Annotated in this window: 24 protein-coding genes; 19 read left to right on the forward strand and 5 right to left on the reverse strand. The window is 67.4% G+C overall.

The features are described 5' to 3' along the window. Nucleotide 1 precedes the first annotated feature (1 nt). From ACSFA7_RS06675 to ACSFA7_RS06685, 3 genes are read left to right on the forward strand one after another with little or no spacing between them, the layout of a single operon-like run. Complete coding sequence (locus ACSFA7_RS06675; protein ID WP_435498635.1) at nt 2–880, forward strand: 2-keto-4-pentenoate hydratase; 879 nt, start codon at nt 2–4, stop codon at nt 878–880. A 22-nt stretch (nt 881–902) separates the two neighbouring features. Continuing rightward, on the forward strand, nt 903–1868 hold the full coding sequence (locus tag ACSFA7_RS06680) for an alpha/beta hydrolase (protein ID WP_435498636.1): 966 nt from the start codon (nt 903–905) through the stop codon (nt 1866–1868). Continuing rightward, entirely contained in the window at nt 1865–2743 is an 879-nt protein-coding gene (locus ACSFA7_RS06685) for a YbgC/FadM family acyl-CoA thioesterase (RefSeq protein WP_435498637.1), read from the forward strand. Before ACSFA7_RS06680 ends, ACSFA7_RS06685 begins: the two co-directional genes overlap by 4 nt. 10 nt (nt 2744–2753) lie before the next feature. Here ACSFA7_RS06685 and ACSFA7_RS06690 read toward each other — a convergent pair whose 3' ends face one another. Together ACSFA7_RS06690 and ygfZ are read right to left on the reverse strand one after the other, a co-directional pair. After that, nucleotides 2754–3659 (reverse strand): hypothetical protein, encoded by a 906-nt coding sequence (locus tag ACSFA7_RS06690; protein WP_435498638.1) that lies wholly within the window; start codon nt 3657–3659, stop codon nt 2754–2756. A 146-nt stretch (nt 3660–3805) separates the two neighbouring features. Then, nucleotides 3806–4732 (reverse strand): CAF17-like 4Fe-4S cluster assembly/insertion protein YgfZ, encoded by a 927-nt coding sequence (gene ygfZ, locus ACSFA7_RS06695; RefSeq protein WP_435498639.1) that lies wholly within the window; start codon nt 4730–4732, stop codon nt 3806–3808. Nucleotides 4733–4820: 88 nt separating this feature from the next. On the opposite strand from ygfZ, the gene mltG reads away from it, so the two are divergent. The 8 genes from mltG (at nt 4821) to ACSFA7_RS06735 (ending at nt 10233) form a co-directional block, all read left to right on the forward strand. Continuing rightward, on the forward strand, nt 4821–5843 hold the full coding sequence (gene mltG, locus ACSFA7_RS06700) for an endolytic transglycosylase MltG (protein WP_435498640.1): 1023 nt from the start codon (nt 4821–4823) through the stop codon (nt 5841–5843). Further along, nucleotides 5840–6496, forward strand: a complete 657-nt coding sequence (gene tmk, locus ACSFA7_RS06705) for a dTMP kinase (RefSeq protein WP_435498641.1) — start codon at nt 5840–5842, stop codon at nt 6494–6496. The genes mltG and tmk overlap by 4 nt, the downstream gene beginning before the upstream one ends. Beyond that, nucleotides 6493–7509: a DNA polymerase III subunit delta' gene (locus ACSFA7_RS06710; RefSeq protein ID WP_435498642.1), complete on the forward strand. Its 1017-nt coding sequence runs from the start codon at nt 6493–6495 to the stop codon at nt 7507–7509. The genes tmk and ACSFA7_RS06710 overlap by 4 nt, the downstream gene beginning before the upstream one ends. Beyond that, entirely contained in the window at nt 7506–7886 is a 381-nt protein-coding gene (locus tag ACSFA7_RS06715) for a PilZ domain-containing protein (protein ID WP_435498643.1), read from the forward strand. The genes ACSFA7_RS06710 and ACSFA7_RS06715 overlap by 4 nt, the downstream gene beginning before the upstream one ends. Before the next feature lie 87 nt (nt 7887–7973). Next, the gene (locus ACSFA7_RS06720; RefSeq protein WP_435498644.1) at nt 7974–8780 is read left to right on the forward strand and encodes a TatD family hydrolase; all 807 of its coding nucleotides are present in this window, start codon (nt 7974–7976) and stop codon (nt 8778–8780) included. Beyond that, nucleotides 8777–9454, forward strand: a complete 678-nt coding sequence (locus ACSFA7_RS06725; protein ID WP_435498645.1) for an ankyrin repeat domain-containing protein — start codon at nt 8777–8779, stop codon at nt 9452–9454. The genes ACSFA7_RS06720 and ACSFA7_RS06725 overlap by 4 nt, the downstream gene beginning before the upstream one ends. Continuing rightward, nucleotides 9448–9657 carry a DUF4124 domain-containing protein gene (locus ACSFA7_RS06730; RefSeq protein WP_257859862.1) on the forward strand — a complete coding sequence of 70 codons (210 nt, stop codon included), beginning with the start codon at nt 9448–9450 and terminating at the stop codon, nt 9655–9657. The genes ACSFA7_RS06725 and ACSFA7_RS06730 overlap by 7 nt, the downstream gene beginning before the upstream one ends. A 93-nt stretch (nt 9658–9750) precedes the next feature. Further along, a complete protein-coding gene (locus tag ACSFA7_RS06735) occupies nt 9751–10233 on the forward strand; it encodes a DUF2726 domain-containing protein (RefSeq protein ID WP_206179265.1) in 483 nt (160 codons plus the stop codon). Nucleotides 10234–10954: 721 nt separating this feature from the next. Here the strand turns inward: ACSFA7_RS06735 and ACSFA7_RS06740 are convergent. After that, nucleotides 10955–11593 (reverse strand): NAD(P)H-dependent oxidoreductase, encoded by a 639-nt coding sequence (locus ACSFA7_RS06740; RefSeq protein ID WP_435498646.1) that lies wholly within the window; start codon nt 11591–11593, stop codon nt 10955–10957. 61 nt (nt 11594–11654) lie between these two features. Between ACSFA7_RS06740 and ACSFA7_RS06745 the strand changes: the two genes are divergently transcribed. Further along, nucleotides 11655–12263: a TetR/AcrR family transcriptional regulator gene (locus tag ACSFA7_RS06745; RefSeq protein ID WP_435498647.1), complete on the forward strand. Its 609-nt coding sequence runs from the start codon at nt 11655–11657 to the stop codon at nt 12261–12263. Nucleotides 12264–12340: 77 nt separating this feature from the next. On the opposite strand, the gene ACSFA7_RS06750 is transcribed toward ACSFA7_RS06745, so the two are convergent. Then, nucleotides 12341–13264, reverse strand: a complete 924-nt coding sequence (locus ACSFA7_RS06750) for a LysR substrate-binding domain-containing protein (protein ID WP_435498648.1) — start codon at nt 13262–13264, stop codon at nt 12341–12343. 74 nt (nt 13265–13338) lie between these two features. On the opposite strand from ACSFA7_RS06750, the gene ACSFA7_RS06755 reads away from it, so the two are divergent. The 7 genes from ACSFA7_RS06755 to ACSFA7_RS06785 all read left to right on the forward strand — a co-directional run bounded on the left by ACSFA7_RS06755 (nt 13339) and on the right by ACSFA7_RS06785 (nt 20621). Then, complete coding sequence (locus ACSFA7_RS06755; protein WP_435498649.1) at nt 13339–14202, forward strand: HpcH/HpaI aldolase family protein; 864 nt, start codon at nt 13339–13341, stop codon at nt 14200–14202. Beyond that, the gene (locus ACSFA7_RS06760; protein WP_435498650.1) at nt 14186–15163 is read left to right on the forward strand and encodes a Bug family tripartite tricarboxylate transporter substrate binding protein; all 978 of its coding nucleotides are present in this window, start codon (nt 14186–14188) and stop codon (nt 15161–15163) included. The genes ACSFA7_RS06755 and ACSFA7_RS06760 overlap by 17 nt, the downstream gene beginning before the upstream one ends. Nucleotides 15164–15210: 47 nt before the next feature. Beyond that, entirely contained in the window at nt 15211–16095 is an 885-nt protein-coding gene (locus ACSFA7_RS06765; RefSeq protein WP_435498651.1) for an amidohydrolase family protein, read from the forward strand. 3 nt (nt 16096–16098) lie between these two features. Then, nucleotides 16099–17214: a hypothetical protein gene (locus ACSFA7_RS06770; RefSeq protein WP_435498652.1), complete on the forward strand. Its 1116-nt coding sequence runs from the start codon at nt 16099–16101 to the stop codon at nt 17212–17214. After that, nucleotides 17211–18422: a DUF5624 domain-containing protein gene (locus ACSFA7_RS06775; RefSeq protein WP_435498653.1), complete on the forward strand. Its 1212-nt coding sequence runs from the start codon at nt 17211–17213 to the stop codon at nt 18420–18422. The genes ACSFA7_RS06770 and ACSFA7_RS06775 overlap by 4 nt, the downstream gene beginning before the upstream one ends. 38 nt (nt 18423–18460) lie before the next feature. After that, the gene (locus ACSFA7_RS06780) at nt 18461–19441 is read left to right on the forward strand and encodes a Bug family tripartite tricarboxylate transporter substrate binding protein (RefSeq protein ID WP_435498654.1); all 981 of its coding nucleotides are present in this window, start codon (nt 18461–18463) and stop codon (nt 19439–19441) included. Between the two features lie 127 nt (nt 19442–19568). Continuing rightward, the gene (locus ACSFA7_RS06785; RefSeq protein ID WP_435498655.1) at nt 19569–20621 is read left to right on the forward strand and encodes a porin; all 1053 of its coding nucleotides are present in this window, start codon (nt 19569–19571) and stop codon (nt 20619–20621) included. A 3-nt stretch (nt 20622–20624) separates the two neighbouring features. Here ACSFA7_RS06785 and ACSFA7_RS06790 read toward each other — a convergent pair whose 3' ends face one another. Beyond that, entirely contained in the window at nt 20625–21545 is a 921-nt protein-coding gene (locus ACSFA7_RS06790; protein WP_435498656.1) for a TorF family putative porin, read from the reverse strand. Nucleotides 21546–21551 lie beyond the last annotated feature (6 nt).

The raw sequence follows: 21551 nt of genomic DNA on the forward strand, positions 1-21551 counted from the left end.
CTTGCACATGAACAAAACCCTTGCCGCTGTCGCGCTCGGCACACTGTGGGCCGCAGCGTCCGCGGGAGCGCACGCCGCCTGCCTGAGCGATGCGCAGGTGGCCGACTTCTTTGCCGCGCGCGAAGCCCGCACGCCCGCCGCCGATATCGAGAACCTGGACGAAGCCGATGCCGCTTGCACGCGCGCCAAGCTCAACGCGCTGCTGGCGCGCAAGCACGGAGCGGTCATCGGCTACAAGGCCGGGCTCACGAACCCGGCGGTGCAGAAGCGCTTCAGCTACGACAAGCCGGTGTGGGGCGTGCTCTACCAGGGCATGGTGCTGGACACCGGCGCGGTGGTCGATCCAGCCTTCGGCGCGCGGCCGCTCTACGAAGCCGACATGCTGGTGCGCGTGAAGAGTGCCGATATCAACAGCGCGAAGACGCCGGCCGATGTGCTGGCGAACATCGACCAGGTCATTCCGTTCATCGAACTGCCCGACCTCGCGGTGCAGGCGCCGCCCAGGCTCAACGGGCCGGGCCTCGCGGGCATCAACGTGGCGGCGCGCCTTGGCGTGAAGGGCCTGCCGGTCGAGGTGCCCACCACGGCCGGCGGACAGGCCTGGCTGCTGGAGAGCCTGCGCGACATGACGGTGGTGATGAAGGACGGGCTAGGCGCCGAGTTGGCGCGCGGCAAGGGTTCAGACATCCTCGAGCACCCGCTCAACGCGGTCGTGTGGCTGGCCGGCGCGCTCGCGAAAGAGGGACTGGCGCTGAAGCCCGGCGACCTTGTCAGCCTAGGTTCGTTCTCTCCGCTGCTGCCGCCCAAGGCGGGGCAGACCGTCCTGGTGACCTATGAAGGCCTCTCGCGCACGCAGCCGGTGGTCGTGACATTCAAATAAACAAGCAAGCAGACAAGCGAGCATGACAGGCAACCCTCCCACGACATTCCCCCAGCACCCTCTGACCGCGAAGATGGCCAGCGTGGTCGAGCGCATGGCGCGCGCCGGCCACCCAACGCTCGACCAGCTCTCGCCCGACGAGGCCAAGGCCTCCTACGAAAAGGGCGCAGGCGTGCTCGAAGTGCCCAAGCCCGAACTGGCGCGCATCGAAGATTTCAGCATCGCCGCGCGTGATGGCTTTGCGATACCCGCGCGGCTCTATGCGCCCTCATCGGACGTGTTGCCGGTGCTGGTGTACTTCCATGGCGGTGGCTTCACGGTCGGCAACATCCGCACGCACGACACGCTGTGCCGCGTGCTGAGCGGCAAGAGCGGCTGCGCGGTGGTGTCGGTGGACTACCGGCTCGCGCCCGCGCACAAGTTTCCGACCGCATCGGACGACGCGTGGGACGCCTTCCAGTTCGTCGCCACGCAGGGTGCGAGCCTCGGGCTCGACGGCAGCCGCCTCGCGGTCGGTGGCGACAGCGCCGGCGGCACGCTGGCCGCGGTCTGCGCGATCATGGCGCGCGACGCGGGCGTGCCGGTCGCGCTGCAATTGCTGATCTACCCCGGCATGACCGCGCACCAGGACACGGCCTCGCACCAACGCTTCGAGCACGGCCCGCTGCTCACGAAGGCGATGATCGATTTCTTCTTCGCGCAGTACGTCCGCACGCCGGCCGACCGCGACGACTGGCGCTTTGCGCCGCTGCTGGCCGACGACGTCGACGGCGTGGCGCCCGCATGGATCGGCCTTGCCGAATGCGACCCGGTGGTGGATGAAGGCATCGCCTACGCCGACAAGCTGCGTGCCACGGGTGTGGCGGTCGACCTGGAGATCTACCGCGGCGTGATCCACGAATTCATCAAGATGGGCCGCGCATTGCCCGAAGCGCTGCAGGCGCAGGGCGATGCGGCCCGGGCACTCAAGGAAGCATTGACACCATGACAGAGACAACCGCGAACCGACGCGAGGACTTCCGCTTTTTCCACCGCCTGCGCGTGCGCTGGGCCGAAGTGGACATGCAGAAGATCGTCTTCAACGCGCACTACCTGATGTATTTCGACACCGCCATCGCCGACTACTGGCGCGCGATGGCGCTGCCGTACGAAGAGGCGATGCATTCGCTGGGCGGCGACCTGTACGTGCGCAAGGCGACGATCGATTTCCGCGCCTCGGCGCGCATGGACGACGTGATCGACGTGGGCATGAAGTGCGCGCGCATCGGCAATTCGTCGATCGTGTTCGAGGGGGCGCTGTTCCGGCAGGACCAGTACCTGGTCGGCTGCGAGCTGGTCTATGTGTTTGCCGACCCGGCCACGCAGACCTCGAAACCCGTGCCCGCGGCGCTGCGCGAAGTGCTCATGGGGTTCGAGGCCGGTGAAGCGATGCGCACCGTGGAGACGGGCGGCTGGGACGCACTCGGCGAAGGCGCGAGCGCCCTGCGGCGCGCGGTCTTCATCGAGGAGCAGAACATTCCGAAAGAGCTGGAGTGGGATGAACACGACGCCGTCGTGCTGCACGCGGTGGCCCGCAATCGCATCGGGCAGGTCATTGCCACCGGCCGCCTGCTGCATGCCGAGGATGGTGTCTCTCACATCGGCCGCATGGCGGTGCATCGCACGCTGCGCAGCGGCGGGCATGGCGCGGCCGTGATGCAGGCGCTGGAAGAAGCGGCCCGGGCGCGCGGCGACCGCGAAGTGGCGCTCAATGCACAGCGCAGCGCCGAGCGGTTCTATGCACGGCTCGGCTACGCAGTGCACGGCGCGCCGTTCGAAGAGGCCGGCATCCCGCACGTCGAGATGCGCCGGTCGCTGCGCTGAACCCTTTCACTCAATAGCGCGCGGGCGGGTCCGGCACGTAGCCGGGGTCCGAGCCCGGAAACGGCGACGGGCCGGCCGGACGCGGCCAGCGCGGCGTCGGCGGCACCGGGATCACGCCCGCGGCGATGAGGTTCTCGCGGCTGTCGTAGCGGATGCGGACCACTTCGTCGGGCGTCGCCTGAGCGCGCTCGAAGTTCGTCTTGCCGACGTAGGAGGTCTCGCGGCGGCCATGGGCCGTGCCCAGGCTCGGGGCCGGCGCCTGGCGGCGCGCCATGTCGCCGGCGGGTGCCTGGGCCGAAGCTGCGGCCTCGGCAGGCGCCGACTTGGCTCGAGCATCGCCCAAGGCAGACGATTCGCTGCGCATTTCGCGGTCGCGGGAGCTGTACTCGTCGCGGCTCGGGTAGGGCGCGATCGGCGGCGGGGGCGGCACCGGCACGTTCTCGCGGAACAGCGCGACACCGATCACGCCGACGTCGTCGGGCCGGCCGGTGCGGCTTGCATAGGAGCTATCGGCGGAGGCGAACTGGAAGGCCGCGATCTGCGAATCGCTCTTGCGCCAGCCGGTGATGTCGCTGAATTCGCGGGCGCCGAATACATAACCGGTCTGCCCGATGCCCGCGGTTTCGCCGGTGACGACGTTGACGCCGTCCACCGACATCACCGCCATGATGCGTTCGCCCATCGCGTTGCGCGCCCGGATGGCGTAGCGCGCACCGGGGCGGCCGGCCACCCAGTATTCGCCGCGGTGGCGGTAGATCGGGAGTTCGGCACCAGTCGTGCGGTCGACGATGGCGACCTGCATCAGCGAGCCGATGCGGCTCGAGGTGGAAGGCGGCGCGAACGGGCGGGCCGGGCTTTCGGCGCAGGCCGCCAATGCGGTCAGGGCCAGGACGGTGGAAAAAAGTCTGCGCTTCATGGTGCTCTTCCTTGCCAGGAGTGGATCGATGCAGGCTTCTACGGCGCAGCCTCGACGGCGGGGTTAAGCAACGCGCAAAAAAATGGCGCCATCTTTTGCGATGGCGCCAAACGCCCCTTGGGATCGGGGCGTTGGGGGAAGAAAGATCAGATGTCTTCGAGCAAGGGGTAGGGGAGCGGCTCGACCGACAGGGCCGGACCGCTGGCCGCGCCGGCATGCAGGCCGCCGGCTTCGAGTGCCGATATCTGCATCGAGACCAGCGCCGACCATCCGCCGCCGGGTGCCGCCGCTGCCTGGGCCACGGTGCCGACGGGCTGCTCGCCATCGCCGGCCGCGAACACTTCCTGTCCCACCACCACGGGCGCATCGGCCTGCATGAGGTAGGTGCGCCGCTTGAGCGTGCCGCGGAACTGGCTGCGCGCCACGATCTCCTGGCCCGGGTAGCAGCCTTTCTTGAAGTTCACGCCGCCCACCGATTCGTAATTGATCATCTGCGGCACGAAGGCTTCGATGATGGGCGTGGTCACGGTCACGATGCCGCTGCGGATTTCGCTCCATTGCCAGAGGTCGGCATCGAGCTTCGGGCCGGCCGGCGCGGCATGGTCGACGGGGGCGATCCAGAGCGCGCGCGGCACGCCGTCGGCCGGATACAGCGAGACGGCGCTGATGCCATCGCCGACTGCCGTGCGCAGGCCGGGCGGCGTAGCCGCATCGAGGCCGTTGGCGGTGAGCGCGGTGCCGGCCAGGCCGTAGAGCGCGAACTGGTCGGTGGCGTCGGTCAGCTTGACCTTGGCGCGCAACACGTACATCGACAGGCGCTTGAGTGTCGCGGCGAGGATGTCGCGGCTGCACACCAGAAGGATCAGCTCGGGCTGCGGCCGGATGCCGATGAAGCTTGCGATCACGCGGCCCTTGGCGGTACAGAGCGCGGCCAGGCGGGCCTCGGTAGCGCCGAGCAGGGAGAAATCCTGGGTCAGCTGTCCGTGAAGGAAGCTGGCGGCATCGGGGCCTTCGGCGCGGATCACGCCGAGGTGCGAAAGGGTGGCTACCCCGTTGAGAGCGACTGTGGTCATCGCTGAATTATCATGGCCGTGCCTGTTCCTTCCGGGCGTCAGGGACTCCCTCCCTTTTCCCATCTACCCACCGCTCCCCATCGGATTCGTGCGCAGCTTCTTTCTTACGCTCTTCCTGCTGGCCGCCCTGATCGCGCTCGCGCTCGGCGCCGGCGGACTCTGGTGGGTGCACCAGCCGCTCAAGATGTCGGCGCCCAGCGCCGATCTTTCCATCGAGCCCGGTACCACGCCGCGCGGCATTGCCCAGGCCGTGGCCAATGCCGGCGTCGATGTGCAGCCGCAATTGCTCTACCTGTGGTTCCGCGTCTCGGGGCAAGACCGCCAGATGCGCGCCGGCAGCTACGAGCTGGAACGTGGTGTCACGCCCAAGCTGCTGCTCAATATCCTGGTGCGCGGCGAAGAGGCCACGCGCAGCCTGGTGCTGGTCGAGGGCTGGAACATGCGGCAGGTGCGCGCCGCGCTCGGCAAGGCCGAACAGCTCAAGCCCGAGAGCGTGGGCCTGACCGACGATGCGCTGATGGCCAAGCTGGGCAAGCCCGGCCTGCACCCCGAAGGCCGCTTCTTCCCGGACACCTACACCTACTCGAAGGGCTCGACCGACGTCGCCCTGCTGCAGCGCGCCATGCGGGCCATGGACAAGAAGCTCGAAGCCGCCTGGGCGGCGCGGGCGGCCGATTTACCCCTCAAATCGGCTGATGAGGCGTTGATTCTGGCCAGCATTGTCGAAAAGGAGACAGGAAAGGCCAATGACCGCGCCGAGATCGCCGCCGTCTTCACCAACCGCCTGCGCATCGGCATGCCGCTGCAGACCGATCCGACGGTGATCTACGGCCTGGGCGCCACCTTCGACGGCAACCTGCGCAAGAAGGACCTGCAGACCGACACGCCCTGGAACACTTACACCCGCGGCGGCCTGCCGCCCACGCCGATCGCGATGCCGGGCAAGGCGGCGTTGCTGGCGGCGGTGCAGCCGGCGCAGAGCAAATCGCTGTACTTCGTTTCGCGCGGCGACGGCACCAGCCAGTTCAGCAGTTCGCTCGATGACCACAATCGCGCGGTCAACCGCTACCAACGTGGCGGCGGCGAATCCAAACCGAAGGCGACGCAATGAGCAAGGGTCTCTTTCTGACGCTGGAAGGCATCGATGGCGCGGGCAAGTCGAGCCACCTCGATGCAATGGAAGCGCTCTTCAAGGCGCAAGGCCGAAACGTGGTGCGCACGCGCGAGCCCGGCGGCACGCCGCTGGCGGAAACGCTGCGCGGGCTGATCCTGGAGCAGCCGATGGACCCGCTGACCGAATCGCTGCTGGTGTTCGCAGCGCGGCGCGATCACATCGTGCAGGTCATCGAACCGGCGCTCGCGCGCGGCGACCTCGTCCTGTGCGACCGTTTCACCGATGCCACCTTCGCTTATCAGGGCGCAGGACGCGGTTTCGATGCGGCGGTGCTGTCGACACTGGAACAGTGGGCGCAAGGGGGCAGAGCAGAAGGGCTGCTGCAGCCGCACGTCACGCTGTGGTTCGACCTGGCGCCCGAGATCGCGGCGCAGCGGCTGGCCGGTGCGCGCGTACCCGACAAGTTCGAGGCGCAGCCGGTCGAGTTCTTCCGCCGCGTCGCACAGGGTTACGCAGACCGCGCCGCCGCCGACGCGCAGCGCTTCGTTCGCATCGACGCCAGCCAGGCGCGCGACCAGGTCTGGCAGCAGATCGAAACGGCGCTGGTGGCGCGCGGCGTGCTGGCGCCTCAAAGCGGAGTTGCGCGATGAGCGTGCCAGCTCTCACGCCCTGGCTGCGCCAGCCGCTGGCCGAACTGCTGCGCCAGCGCGGCCATGCCTGGCTGCTGCAAGGGCCGTCGGGCATCGGCCAATATGAACTCGCGTTGGCGCTCGCCGCCGCCTGGCTGTGCGAGCAGCCGGCGGAAGAGGGCGGTGCTGCCTGCGGCCACTGCGCCAGTTGCCACGCCATCGAGGTCCGCACCCACGCCGACCTGTGCGTGCTGATGCCCGAAGTCGCCATGCAGGAACTCGGCTGGCCGCTCGACGAAAAGGCGCAGGCCGACATCGACGACAAGAAGCGCAAGGCGAGCCGTGAGATCCGCGTCGAGGCGATGCGCGATGCGGTCGGCTTTGCCCAGCGCACCAGTGCGCGCGGGCGCGGCAAGGTGGTGCTGGTGTATCCGGCTGAGCGCATGAACACCATCACCGCGAACGCGCTGCTCAAGACGCTCGAGGAGCCGGTCGGCGATGTGCGCTTCGTGCTCGCCAGCGAAGCGGCGTGGCAATTGCTGCCGACGATTCGCAGCCGCTGCCTGGGCTTCACGCTGCCGTGGCCCGAAACGGCCGAGGCCGAAGCCTGGCTTGTGGCGCAGGACGTGCCGGCCGCCGATGCTGCCGCCCTGTTGCGCGCTGCCGGCGGACGGCCCAGCGATGCCTTGCGGCTCGCGCGGTCCGGCCAATCGCCCAAGGCGTGGTCGTTGTTTCCCAAGGCCATTTCGCGCGGTGACGTGGGTGCGCTGTCAGACCACGCACCGGCTCAAGCCGTCAGCGCGCTGCAGAAGCTCTGCCACGACCTGATGGCTGTCGGCAACGGCGCCGAGCCACGCTTCTTCGAGGCCGCCGACCTGCCGGCGGCGCCGTCGCGGCTGGCCTTGGCGCGCTGGTCGAAGTCGCTCGCGAATGCCGCGAAGACCGCCGAGCATCCGTTCAATGCCGGTCTCATGCTCGAAGCGCTTGTGAGCGAAGCGCGAAGCACCCTAAACTCAGCCGCTCGCCGACCATGAACCAACCTGTCGCCCCCGCCACCACCGCTTCCACGCCCGCCAGGCCGAGCGTCATCCAGCTCGCCATCAAGGAGAAGGGCGCGCTGTATGCGGCGTACATCCCGCTCTTTGCCGAGGGCGGCATCTTCATTCCGACCACGCGCGAATACCGGCTGGGCGACGATGTCTACGTGCTGCTGACGCTGCCTGAAGACCCACAGCGTTATCCGGTGGCCGGCAAGGTCGCGTGGATCACCCCGGCACGCGCCGCGGGCAACCGGGCGCCTGGCGTGGGCATCCGTTTTCCTTCGGACGAGAAATCGCGGCAACTGAAGGCGCGCATCGAGGCAGCCCTTGGCGGCTCGATGGCCTCCGACCGCCCCACCCAAACCATTTGAGTTTTCCGCCGTCCTCGTGACGCGGAAATCCGTGTACGGCGCCCCCTCACACAGGTGACAGGTGCGCCGACTTCACCATCATTTCCGATGTTCACAGACTCCCATTGCCACCTGACCTTCCCTGAGTTCGCGGACCAGATGCCGCAGATCCGCGCCGCCATGGCCGCGGCCAAGGTCGACCGGGCCCTCTGCATCTGCACCAAGCTCGAGGAGTTCGACGACGTGCAGGCGCTCGCCGCCAGCTACGACAACTTCTGGGCCAGTGTCGGCGTGCATCCCGACAACGAGGACATCGCCGAGCCCAGCGTTGAAGACCTGGTGCGGCTTTCGGCCCGCCCCCGCGTGGTGGCCATCGGCGAAACCGGCCTCGACTACTACCAGATGGAAGAACGCAAGGGCGGCCGCAGCATCGCCGACATGGAGTGGCAGCGCGATCGCTTCCGCGTGCACATCCGCGCCGCACAGCAGACCCGCAAGCCGCTCATCATCCACACCCGCGAGGCCTCGGCCGACACGATTGCGATCCTCAAGGAGGAGGGCGAAGACGGCTCTGCCGGTGCGGCAGGCGGCGTGTTCCATTGCTTCACCGAGACCGCCGAGGTCGCGCGTGCGGCGCTCGACCTGGGGTTCTACATCTCGTTCTCGGGCATCCTGACCTTCAAGAAGGCGCAGGACCTGCGCGACGTGGCCGCCTTCGTGCCGCTCGACCGCATGCTGATCGAGACCGACAGCCCCTATCTAGCGCCTGTGCCGTACCGCGGCAAGACCAACAATCCGTCGTACGTGCCCTATGTGGCGCAACAGATCGCCGAGTTGCGAAACCTGCCCGTAGAGGCCATCGCCAAGGCGACGAGCGACAATTTTGAAACGCTGTTCAGGGACGTCAAATCATGAAAAACTACTTCAAGAAGTCACTTTATCTCCTTGTCATTGCTGCATCTTTTGCAGCACATGCAGGCTCGTTCGAAGACTTTTTCCGCGCCGTTCGCGGCGACAACGCCAGTGGTGTGCGCAGCCTGCTCAAGCGCGGTTTCGATCCGAATACGCGTGACGAAAACGGCCAGACCGGCTTGCTCATCGCGTTGCGTGAACCGTCGCCGAAGGTCATCCAGGCGCTGCTCGAATCGCCGCAGCTCAACGTGGACATCGCCAACCCCAAGGACGAAACGCCGCTGATGCTGGCCGCCATCAAGGGCCAGCAGGACCTGGTCAACCAGCTGCTCAAGCGCGATGCCGCCGTCAACAAGACCGGCTGGACGCCGCTGCACTACGCGGCCACCAGCGGCCAATTGACGATCATGAAGGTGCTGCTCGACAACTACGCCTTCATCGATGCGCAATCGCCCAACGGCACCACGCCGCTGATGATGGCCGCCATGTACGGCTCGGGCGAAGCCGTGAAGCTGCTGCTGACCGAAGGTGCTGACACAGCGATGAAAAATCAGTTGGGTATGACTGCGGTCGACTTTGCAAACAAGGCGAACCGTACCGAAGCAGCGCAGCTGATCACGGCGGCAATGAATGCCAAGGCGGGCCCGAAGCCGCTACCGAAGGACGGCAAATGGTGAGGTGGGGCGGCGTTGCATTCGCACTCGGCTTGACGACCGTCGCGTTCGATGCAGCGGCCCAGAACTCGATCTACAAATGCATGCAGGGCGGCAAGATCACGTACTCGAATGAGCCCTGTCCCGACGCGAAGAAGATCGAGATCAAGCAGACCAAGGGAGTGAACTACGAAGGCAGAGGATCTGGAAATTCGCCCAAGCGTTGAGGGCTGAATCCATCACCTTGCAGGCCCGGCAAAACGTCAAAAAAAGGGCGCCTGCGCACTCGTGCGAGACTTGATAAAGAAGGAGAAGCAGAGATGAATACGTTCCTATTCATGGTCGTTTTGCTGGTTGTCGGCGTGCTGGTGTTTCTGGTGGTGGCCAAGAAAAGGTCCGAGCAAAGCACCAGCAACTTCGTCGACAAGCCCAAGGCCCGGGCGCCACTCACTGCGCGCGAGCAGGCGATGTACAACCGCCTCGTGCAAACGCTGCCGGATCTCGTGGTGCTTCCGCAGGTCAGTTTCGGCGCCTTGCTCACGGCCCGCACACGCGCGGCGCGCAGCACGTTCAGTCGCAGGATCGCCGACTTCGTCGTCTGCGATCGCTCGTTCAAGGTCGTGGCCGTGGTCGAGCTCGGTGACAAAAACCAGAAAGACAAGGCGCGGCGCGATCCGGACCGGGATGCGATGTTGATCGAAGCCGGGTATCGCGTGCTGCGGTATCAGCGCGTGCCGGACATTGGACGCGTGGAAGCGGATTTCGATCCTTCGCTGGCGTCTGTCAGCCCGATGGGGTCTTGAGCGCATTTTCTTGCGCGGTTCCCAGAATGGACGGGTTCACTAAAAGAATACAATGTGCATTATGTTAAATAACGTTACTCCCAAGGTGCGTGTAGCGGCAAACCTTTGCGTGAAGGTTCATTAGTGTCGTTCTGCGCGTTCCGCGCCGAGGCGCCCTTCAGGCATGCCACGGCGGCCATTGGCAGAGGTTCGCGCAGCACCCTCTCGCCGACAGCGCGCCGTCGCTGCATCAGACCGTCCACGTCCACAGTCCGTTGATCGAGCGGTTTCTGGCTTGTGCGCGGGCATCCCTGCAAGAACCGATATAGACGGCAAGGCGGAAACATCGGGTCCCCCTCGGCAAGAGCAGGCGATCCGCCCTGCTTCAGACCTTTACTTGCTGTCCCCGGACTCAGGAAGCCTCAGGGCCTTTTTCGCTCCAAGCGGATGACGCCTTTGTGCTCCAGGCGCCGCATGATCGCAGCGAGCGAGCAATAATTCCCTGGCGCACAAGCGTGGTCGCCACAGCCGTGGGCGTGCGGATTTCCTGAGGCAGTGCTGAAACAGCGCTCAGCACGGTCAGTTTCCGTTTGCGCAGTGTTGGCCGCAGATGAACAAAGTGATTCTCCGGTCCCGGACCTCTACGGGAAGGGAGCTTGCAATCGTTTGTCACCTGGGTGATCCAAGCGCTGCTGACCGCAGCATTTCGGATTGCACGCGAGGCACTCCCTCTGTGTTCGCCTCAGCCCGGCAGTTCTTCGGCAACCTCAGACCGATCGATAGCGCCTGACGCCGCCCTCGCAAACGTATTGCCGCCGAGGGCCCGCGCAGTGACGATATGGGAGGCTCCAGCTTGCCCATTCACATCGAGCAGGAACTCCGAGGTGACGACGCGCGCACCGCAGAAATCGAAGATCCCATGGTCGATCTGCGTGCGCATTGCCTTGTCGTAGCCATGCCGCGCATAGGTGCCCCCGTCTGCACCGCCGATGCCGATGAGGTGCACGTCAAGCCGGCCGAGCCGCTTCCCGAGCGTGCCGTCCGGCGCCTCGTCATAGGCCCATCCATTGGAGAACACGCGGTCGATCCAGCCCTTGAGTTGGCCGGGAAACGACCACCAGTACACGGGATAGACCAGCACGAGTGCGTCGGCCCGGTCGATGCGCGCCTGCTCGCGCAGAATGTCCGACGGCAAGGGCTTCTGGAGAAAATAGGCGGAGCGGTCGGCCTGGTTGAACGCCGCCTGGAAGCCTTCTGCAGAGATGTCGGCTATCTCGGTGGTGTGCTTGCCGGATTCGGCAACGCCCTCGGCAAACGAGCGCGCGACAGCGTGCGTGAGGGACTGGGAATCGGGATGGCTGACAACAATGAGGGCATGCATGGAGGTTCCTTTGGGGTTGGGTGTAAACTACTTTTCGTAGGTTACCTTTGGTAGATTAATGATGTCAAGCAAGCAGACAGAACCGGTTGTGCAAGTCGCGGCCAAGAAACGCCTTCCCAAGGACGAGCGCGGCCGCCAGCTCCTGGATGTGGCGTGGGCCATCGTGCGCAGCGAAGGAACCGATGCGCTCACGCTGGGCTACCTGGCGGAGCGCGCGGGGGTGACGAAGCCCGTCGTGTATGACCATTTCGGCACACGCACCGGCCTGCTCGGCGTTCTCTACGGGGAATACGACAGCCGGCAGCACGCACTCATGGACGAGGCCCTGCGGGCGTCGGGAAAGTCGCTCCCGGCCGTGGCGAGGGTGATTGCTGCGGCCTATGTCAACTGCGTCATGGAGATGGGGCGCGAGATGCCCGGTGTCAGCGCTGCGCTGGCTGGCTCGCCTGAGCTCGACGCCTTGAAGAAGGAACTCGAGGCCGAGTTCCTGGTGAAGTGCCGGGGCGCGCTACAGCCGTTTGCGAAACAACCCATCACGCCGGCAGCGATGCGCGCGATGCTGGGCGCGGCGGAGGCCGTGTCGTTTGCGGCCGCCGCGGGCGAATTCGATCCCGTCGATGCTGAGAACGAGATCTACGACGCCATTGTGCGAATCGCGCAAAGGGTGTGAATTGCCCGGGACCCCGTTCATCGCCCTGTTCAAGCTACATGCGGCAGGCATGAAGAACATACGCAGTGCCGTCGCCGCTACGCGCTGCGGCGTTTCGCTCTGCGCACGGTTCCGCGCTTCAAAGCCGCACGAAGCTCCTTGAGCAACAGGTCGACATACGGATTCGGGTCCGCCTGCCGGTGCGCCAGGTAAAGACTGGACACGGCCTCCTTGTCGAGCACCGTCTGGTAGACGACGCCGTCCAGCTGGATGCAGCGCGTGTCGCCCGGCACCAGCGCGATGCCCACGCCGGCAGCGACCAACCCCGCGATGGTCGATGCCTCGCGCGCCTCCTGCACCATGCGCGGCCGGAAGCCCGCCTTGGCGCACAGGTCCTGCACCTTCCAGTAGAGCCCGATGCCGGCATTGCGCGGATACATCACCAGCGGTTCGTCGCGCAGGTCGGCGATTCGCAGTGGTTTGCCGCTGAGCCGGTGATCGCGCGGCACGACGGCCGTGAGCGGCGACTGGTACCACTCCTCGACGGTGATGCCGGTCGGTATCTCGACGTTCGGGCGGCGCAGCACGGCGATGTCGAGGCTCCGCCCGTGCACCGCATCGAGCTGCTCCAGCGAGGTCATTTCCTTCAGCGTCAGCACCACCCGCGCGTGCAATTGCCGGAAGCGAAGAATGGCGCCGGGCATGGCCGGCGACAGCATCGAGGACGCCGTGTAACCCAGCGCGATGCTCCCCACTTCGCCCGACGCCGCGCTTTGCGCCTCGCCCTTGGCCGTTTCCACGTCGCGCAGGATGCCGCGCGCCCGCTCGAGGAAATGGCGCCCCGCCTGCGTGAGGAACACGCGCCGCTTGTCGCGCTCGAGCAGCCGGACCTTCAGCTCCTCTTCGAGCGCCTGGATCTGCACGCTCAGCGGCGGCTGCGCAATGTGCAGGCGCTGCGCGGCGCGCGTGAAGTTGAGCTCCTCGGCAACCGCCACGAAGTAGCGGAGATGGCGCAATTCCATGATATCTCTCAGGTATTGAAAACCGACAACAAACGGTATTTCCAAATATAAGACAGCTTGCCTACGATGCCTGCATGACAAGCAGAGACAAGCCGCAGGAGCACCCTGCATCCAAGCCCTTCCAGGGCCACCCGCTGATCCAGGGGCTGGTTCGCGGCGAGCCCTTGACGGCCTTCGGCATCCGCATGGCGCGCACGCCCGACGTCGCCCGGCTGGCCAAGGCCAGCGGCCACCACGCGATCTGGGTCGACCTGGAACACAGCACCATCCCGCTCGATGCGGCCGGCGCGATCTGCGCCGCGGCGCACGACCTCGGCCTCATGGCGCTGGTGCGTGTGCCCGAGCGCGAGTACGGCGCCATCGGCAGGTTGCTCGACGCGGGCGCATCGGGCCTCATCTTTCCGCGCGTCGAGACCGCCGCGCAGGCCGCCGACCTGGCGGCAGCCTGCCGCTTTCCGCCGCACGGCCACCGCTCGGCCATCGCCGCCCTGCCGCAGTTCGGCTACCGCCGGCTTCCGGCAGCCGAGACCTACCGCCTGGCCAACGATGCCGTGGTCGTCAACGTGCTGATCGAGAGCCCGCTGGGCATCGAGAACGCCGAGGCGATCGCGCGGGTGCCCGGCGTGGACCTGGTGAGCATCGGCTGCAACGACCTGAGCGCGGAGCTCGGCGTGCCGGGCGACTATCGCCATCCGCTGGTGCAGCAGGCACTGAACACCGCACTCGCGGCCTGCGCGCGTGCCGGCACGCCGCTGTCGATCGGCGGCATCGCCGACGCGGCCCTGAACGCCGAGCTGCTCGCGCGCGGCGCGGCGCCCTTCCTCATGACGGGGATCGACACCGACGTACTGCTCACCGCGATGCACGAGCGGGTGCGCGGCGCGCTGGCCAGCCATGCGTCCCCTGCCGCGGAGACACCGCATGCGCGCGGGGCCTGAATTGCGGGCCCTGCTTCTTGCGGCGGGCCTCGTCCTCGGCGCGGCCTGTGCCACCGCCGCGTCGCAGGTCTCCACGATCATCGTGCCCGCGCCGCCCGGCGGCTCCATCGACCGTGTCGCGCGGCTCGTCGCCCCCGAGCTGTCGGCCGCGCTCGGCCACCCCGTGGTGGTCGACAACCGCCTGGGCGCGGCGGGCAAGATCGGCGTGCAGGCCGCCTTGCGCGCACCGCGCGACGGCCACACGCTGATCGCGGTGTCGCCGTCCATCGCCTCGGTCAATCCGGTGGTCGACAAGGCGCCCGGCTACGACCCGCTGACCGATTTCGATGCCCTGGGCATCGCCGCGACCAACGCCGGCGTGGTGGCAGTGCGCGCCGGCCTGCCGGTGGCCGACATGGCAGAGCTGGTGAGGTACGCAAAGGCTCATCCGGGTGAGCTCACCTACGGCTCCTTCGGCATCGGCACCAGCCTGCACCTGCAGAGCGAGGAGCTGCTGCACACGCTCGGCATCGACGTCCGCCACATCCCGTACAAGGGCGAGGCCCAGGTGATGAGCGCGCTGGCGAGCGGCGAAGTGGACCTGATGCTCTACGCCACCGCGCCCATCGTCCCGCTGGTGCAGAGCGGCAGGGTGCGCGCCCTGGCAGCCACGTCGTCTCAACGCTGGTCGATGCTGCCGCAGGTTCCGAGCTATGCCGAGACCGGCCTGCCCGCCTTGCGCACCTACCAGTACCGCTCCTGGGTCGGCTTCGTGCTGCCCGCCGGCACGCCGCCCGCCAGGAGGCAGGAGGTCCTGCGCGCCTGGCAAAGCACGCTGGCCAGCCCGAAGCTTCGCGAGGCCCTGGCGGTGCAGGGCTTCGAGCCCGCATCGGGCGACCCCGCGGAAATGCAGCGCACCGTCGCCGGCGAGATCGAGCGCCTGCGTGCACTGCTCGCAAGCGGTCGCATCAAGCTCGACTGAATTCCTTTCTCTTTCGTCTTCACTTTTTCTCCCGCCACCGCTCGACCATGACCCACGAGATCCTGACTTCCAAGCCCAAGCCCATGCGCGATGCGCAGACCCTCACCCGCGCGGCCTTCGAGGTGCCCGCCGGTGCCTGCGATTCGCACGTGCATGTCTTCGGCCCCACCGAGCCGTACCCGCATGTCGAGCATCCGCACTACACGCTGCCGGACGGCAACCTCGCGCAGCTGCGGCGCGCGCTGGGCGTGCTCGACATCGAACGCTTCGTGATCGTGCAGCCCAGCTTCTACGGCACCGACAACCGCTGCATGCTCGATGCGCTGGACGCCGTCGGCGACCGTGCGCGCGGCGTCGCGATGGTGACGGACGAGGTGTCCGAGGAAGCGCTTCGCGCGATGCACACGCGCCGCGTGCGTGCGCTGCGGCTCGACCTGTTCCTGCGTGCGCAGTTGCCCACGGCCGAGCTGCACGCCTACATCGAGCGCAGCATCCGGCGCATCGCGGCGCTGGGCTGGCACGTCCAGTTCTACACGCCGGGCTGGGTGGTGCGCGACCTGATTCCGGTGCTGCCCGACCTCGAATCGGACTTCGTGATCGACCACATGGGCTACATGCTGGAGAGCGACGGCCTCACCCGCGCCGACTTCGATCGCCTGCTGCGCGCCGTGGCCGACGGGCGCGGCTGGTTCAAGCTGTCGGGTCCGTACCGTCTCGCGAAGGACGGCAACTACGCGCGCCTCCGGCCGCTCGCGCAGGCCATCGTGGAGGCCGTGCCCGACCGGGTCATCTGGGGCAGCGACTGGCCGCACATTCCCGAGGGCGGGCGCGACACCGGCGAGCTGCTGAACCTGCTGGCCGACTGGATTCCCGATGCGACCGCGCGCCGCAAGGTACTGGCCGACAACCCCGCACGCCTGTTCGGCTTCTGAACCATGGCTGCTTCCCTCATGTATTGCATCCAGGAACTCGACACCTCGGGCGCGCGCGCCGCCGAGGTCTTCGAGCACGACGGCTCCCGCTACCTCGTGGTGCCGCAACTCGCGCAGGACATTGCCGGCCAGCCCGCTCAGATGACGCTGGGCAACAGCGACGTGGACGCGCTGGTCTACCGCTGGGAAGGCGAGCAGTTCGTCGAACACGCGCGCCTTCCGGTGCCGGGCGGCGAAGACGCGGAGTTCTTTCGCATCGGCACGCGCGCCTTCCTTGCCACCGCCAGCCTGCGCACCGGCTCGGGCCCGTATGCCCTGGACACGCATTCGACGATCTTCGAGCTGGTGGACGGCCGCTTCGAGATCTTCCAGCGCATCCCGACCTCGGCCGCCAAGCAGTGGGTCCATTTCGAGATCGGGCGGCGGCATTTCCTCGCGCTCGCGCAGGGCGTCACCCACGGCGACACGCCGCTCGCGCCCGGCGCCGAATCGTGCATCTTCGAATGGGACGGCGAGCGCTTCGCCAAGCGCCAGACGGTGCGTTCGGGCTGGGGCTACAACTGGGCCTTCTTCGAGGTCGACGGCCAGAAGCTGCTGGCCTATGCCGACCATGCAGTGCCTTCGCAGCTGCTGCGCTGGAACGGCGATGCCTTCGAACCCTTCCAGGAACTGGACGGCAAGAGCGGGCGCGCCTTCTGCTGCTTCGAGACGCAGGGCGTCACCTGGCTGGCATTCGCCTGCCTGCATGAAGAAACCGTGCTCTTTCGCTGGACCGACGGCCGCTTCGTGCCGCACCAGGTGCTCAGCGGCCCCGGAGGCCGCGAGTTCGACTGGATTCCAACGCCGGACGGCGGCCGGCTGGTGCAGATCAACTTCCTGCACGGCACGCGCGAGGCGCCGATTCCGCGGCTGCAGTCGACCATCTCCCGCATGCAGGACGGGCGCATGGTGCCCATCGGCGAATTCCCGACATCCGGCGGCACCGACGCGACCTGCTTCGAGGCGGAAGACCGGCGCTACCTCGTGGTCACGAACAGCCTGAGCGGCGAGGTGCGGTTTCGCACGCCGAGCCGCGTGTACCGCCTCGACCTCGGCGCAGGCAAGGAGAAATCCGCATGAACCAGCCCCCTTCATCGCCCCAGAGTCACCAGAGCCCCGAGTTGCTGCGGCTCTTCGAAACCTACACGGGAGGCCCGCAGGGCATCGGCGCGAACCTCGCCGCGCTGACCGGCGCCGCCACCGCGGGCGATCCGCTCATCGTGGCCACCAGCGCGGACGTGGTGCTGTTCCCCGGCAACGGCCGCGACCCCGAGGTGCAAGGCTTTCGCCTCTCCACGCGCGGCTTCAAGGAGCTGGCCGGCATCTCGCACCACGGTCCGGCGGTGGCATCGATCCTCAAGATGCGGCTGGTCGATCCCGAAGGACCGTTGTGGCGCAAGGAGGCCGAGCGGCTGCTGGTGGCCACACGCATCGCCCGCGAAGCCAACTCGGTGGCGCTGTGGCGCGACACGATCGCGGTGCCGGCCTACCGGGGGCGCGAGCAGAAGATCGCCGAACTGGTGCACTACTCCTGCGTGCTGACCGAGCGCTACCTGGAACGCGTGCTGGAACAGCCCACGCTCTTCACGCCCGAGGACATGCGCACGCACTACCTCGAGGGTTCGGGCTCCGCCGTCGGCGCCACGGTGCCGATGAACGCCGTGATGATCGCGACCTTCTTCCTGGTCGGCATGGACATCAGCCACCGGGTGATCGGCTGGCTCGACCGCCATGCCATCGACTGGTCGCGGGCCATGGCGCTGGTCATCGGGCGCCAGGGCCGGCCGACCGCCGGCGTGACCTGGACCACCAACTCGGTGGCCGCCATGATCCTCGGCGCCTCGCGCCACACGCTCTCGCTCGACCGGCTCTTCATCGCGCCGCACGCGGGCGAGTTCGCACCTGGCGCTGCCACCGACATCGCAGCGCTCCGCGCGTTCGAGACGCCGATGCGCCAGCTCTGGGCCCACACGCGCGCGGTGAGCGAACTCGGCGCGCTGATGTACGACGGCTACCCACGCTACGAGCCCACGTCGACCGTGCGCCCGGTGCTCGATGCGGACACGCGCGCGGTCGGCGAGATGCCGGCCATCGCCGGGCCGGACGACTGGCGCGCGCTGAACACGCGGCTGCGCGTCGTGCTCGAAGACCCGCGCCAGTTGCTCTCGGGCTGCGTGACCGACTACGCCGTCGAGCAGCTGCAGGCGAACGGCAACGACCCCGGGCGGGTGACGGTGCCGGGCCTGGACGGCACGGACTACCCGCCGCTGCCCAGCGACGTCGCCTGAGCATCGCCCCCGAATACAAGAAAGACCGGAGACAAACCATGAAGAAAAAACTCATCCACTCGCTGCTTGCCACAGTCGCCGTGCTGGCCGCATCGAGCACCTTCGCACCCGCGTGGGGCCAGGGCGCACCCTGGCCATCGCGGCCGATCCGGATCATCACGCCCACGCCCGTGGGGGTCGGCTCCGACATCTTCGCGCGCGCCTATGCCGACCGGCTCGGCCGCGCGCTGCAGACGCCGGTGGTGGTCGAGAACCGGCCCGGCGCGCTGGCCTCCATCGGCACCGACGCGGTGGCCAAGGCGGCGCCCGACGGCTACACGATCCTGTTCTCGACGAGCAACCCGTTCACGATGACACCGTTCCTGCTCTCGAAGATGCCCTACGACGCCAAGCACGACCTCGTACCCGTCACGCAGGCGCTCAAGGGCGGCTCGTTCATCGTGGCCAACAGCGCGGTGCCGGCGAAGAACATCCCCGAACTGGTCGCGCTGGCCAAGCGGGAGCCGGGCAAGATCTCCTTTGCCTCGTACGGCTCCGGCACCACCTCGCACCTGGGCTTCGAGCTGTTCCAGGAGGCCGCCGGTATCGAACTGCTGCACGTGCCCTACAAGCAGAGCGCCGCACCCGACCTGCTCGGCGGCCAGGTGCAGCTGGGCTTCGAGCCGCCGGTCTCGGCGCTGGCCAACATCAAGTCGGGGCGGCTCAAGGCGCTGGCCTACACGGGCAGCAAGCGCAGCCCGGCGGCGCCCGACGTGCCCACGCTGTCCGAAACCTATCCGGGCGTCGAGGTGTTCACCTGGCTGGGCTTCTGGGTGCCCGCCAAGACGCCCCCGGCCGTCGTGGAGCGCCTGCACAAGGAGATCGTCGCCATCACGCATTCGCCCGAGATGGTGAAGCTCATCAACGAAGCGGGCCTCGATCCCATCGGCAGCACGCCCGGAGAAGCGGCAGCCGCCGTCGAGCGCGAGGCGCAAGCGATGGGCCGGCTGATCAAGGCCAAGAACATCCGCATCGACTGACGGTGCCCCGGCGCGGCTAAACGCGGCGCCCCCTCTTTTTCCCGAAGTTCCCACGCCGCGGTGCCTGCAATGCAGGCGCCGTGTGCCGACGCACGCCATTTCTTATTTCTACAACGAGGAGACACGCATGAGGATCACCACCCTTCCCTTTCGCATTCGCCGCCGGCTGCCGCACGCCGTCACCGGCGCGATCTGCATCGCCGCCGGCGCGAGCGCTACGGCGCAATCGAGCGTGCAGATATTCGGCACGCTGGACATGAACATCACCTACACGAAGAGCGACGGCCGCTCCGTCAAGTCGATGGACCAGGGCGGCAACATCTTCCCCAGCCGCCTGGGCTTTCGCGGCACGGAAGACTTGGGCGGTGGCCTCGCCGCGAGCTTCTGGCTCGAGATGGCGCTGCTGCCCGACACCGGCGAAATCCAGGGCACGGGCTTACACCGGCGCTCCACGCTGAGCCTGTCGCACAACAGCTTCGGCGAACTTCGGCTGGGACGCGACTACACGCCCACCTTCTGGAACATCTCGCAGTTCTCGCCCTTCGGCACCGTGGGCGTCGGCGGCTCGGCCAACATCGTCGAAGGCTGGCCCTTCGGCCTCGACGGCGCGCGCACGCTGGCGCGGGCCAACAACTCCGTGGGCTACTTCCTTCCCAAGGGCCTGGGCGGCTTCTACGGCCAGGCGATGTACGCCCTGCCCGAAGGCGAGGACGGCGCACGCTACCGGGGCGGGCGCGTGGGCTGGACGAACAGCACGATCGATGTCGCGGCGGCCTACGGCGTGACGCCGGTCGGCGCCAACGACTACACCGTGGCGACGCTGGGCGGCACCTACGACTTCGGACTTGCGAAGCTCTATGCGAACTACTACCGCCAGAAGACCGAGGGCGACAAGCAGGTCAACGCGATGCTGGGCGTGAGCGTGCCGGTCGGCCCGGGCGTGATCAAGGTGTCGGTCGCGCGCTCCAACCGCTCGGGGCCGGGCCTGGACAACGACGACGCGACGCAGTACGCCGTCGGCTATGTGCACTACCTGAGCAAGCGCACCGCGCTCTACGGCACCTATTCGCTTGTGCGCAACCGGGGCAATGCGGCCTACGTGGTGGCCGATTCGTCACCGGCCAGCACGCCGGGCCGTGCGGCGCGCGGGCTGCAGTTCGGCATCTCGCACAACTTCTGATTGTCAGAACCCATAGGCGACCGATGCGAGCCACTGGTTCTTCTGGCGCACGCCGAAGCGGTTGTCGCCGCCGACGATCCATTGCGCCGAAGCCGTGAGCGGCGTGCCCGGAATCGGCGCCGACAGCGCCAGGGTCAGGTGCCGCAAGGCGCTGCCCACGGGCGTGTTGCCCGCATAGCAGCCGTTGACGACGAAGGCGGCCCCGGGCCCGCAGGCCGCGCCGTTGAACGTGTCCGTGGTGCCCAGGTACTTGCCCTCCTTCTTGTAGGTGTACGCGCCCAGCGTGGCGGTGAAGGTGATGTCGTGCGGCAGCGGCGCGGTGTAGACCAGCGTCCAGTAGGTATCGCCCTTGTTGCCCCAGACCACGTCGTCGAGCAAGGTCTGCGCGTTGAAGCTCACGGGGCCGTAGCTCAGGCCGAGCTTGGTTTCCAGCGCGTTGGCATTCTTGCCGTTGACGTAGTAGTAGCCGGTCAGCCCCACGGTGTAGCCGAGGTCGCCGACGATCTTGCCGCTGTAGGCGCCGTAGAAGTCGTTCTCGATCGACTTGCCTCTCTGGAAGGCCGTGATGCTGCGGTCGCCGTACGAACGGCCGAGTTGGCGGTAGGAGTAGTTGACCGTCGACGCCCAGTAGCCGAGGCTCCAGCCGCTCTCGTGCACCCAGTCCACGCCCCACTGCACCGCGCCCTTGGAGGATTCGGGCGCATCGGCACCCGCATTGCCCAACGGTGTGCTGTTGCCGTAGGTGGAGGTGGCGCCGCGCAGCACGTAGCGCGAGACCAGGTCGATGTGCGCCGTCAGCGTGTAGGGCGGACTCGGCTTGTCGGCGGGCGGGGCTTCTTGCGCGCCGGCCTGCGCGGCAGAGGCGAGCGCTAGGCAGGCAGTCAACAGGTGGAACGAACGAACGCGGAATGCGGGGTTGGACATGAGCAG

The organism is Variovorax trehalosi, assembly GCF_051216415.1.
Taxonomy (GTDB): domain Bacteria; phylum Pseudomonadota; class Gammaproteobacteria; order Burkholderiales; family Burkholderiaceae_C; genus Variovorax.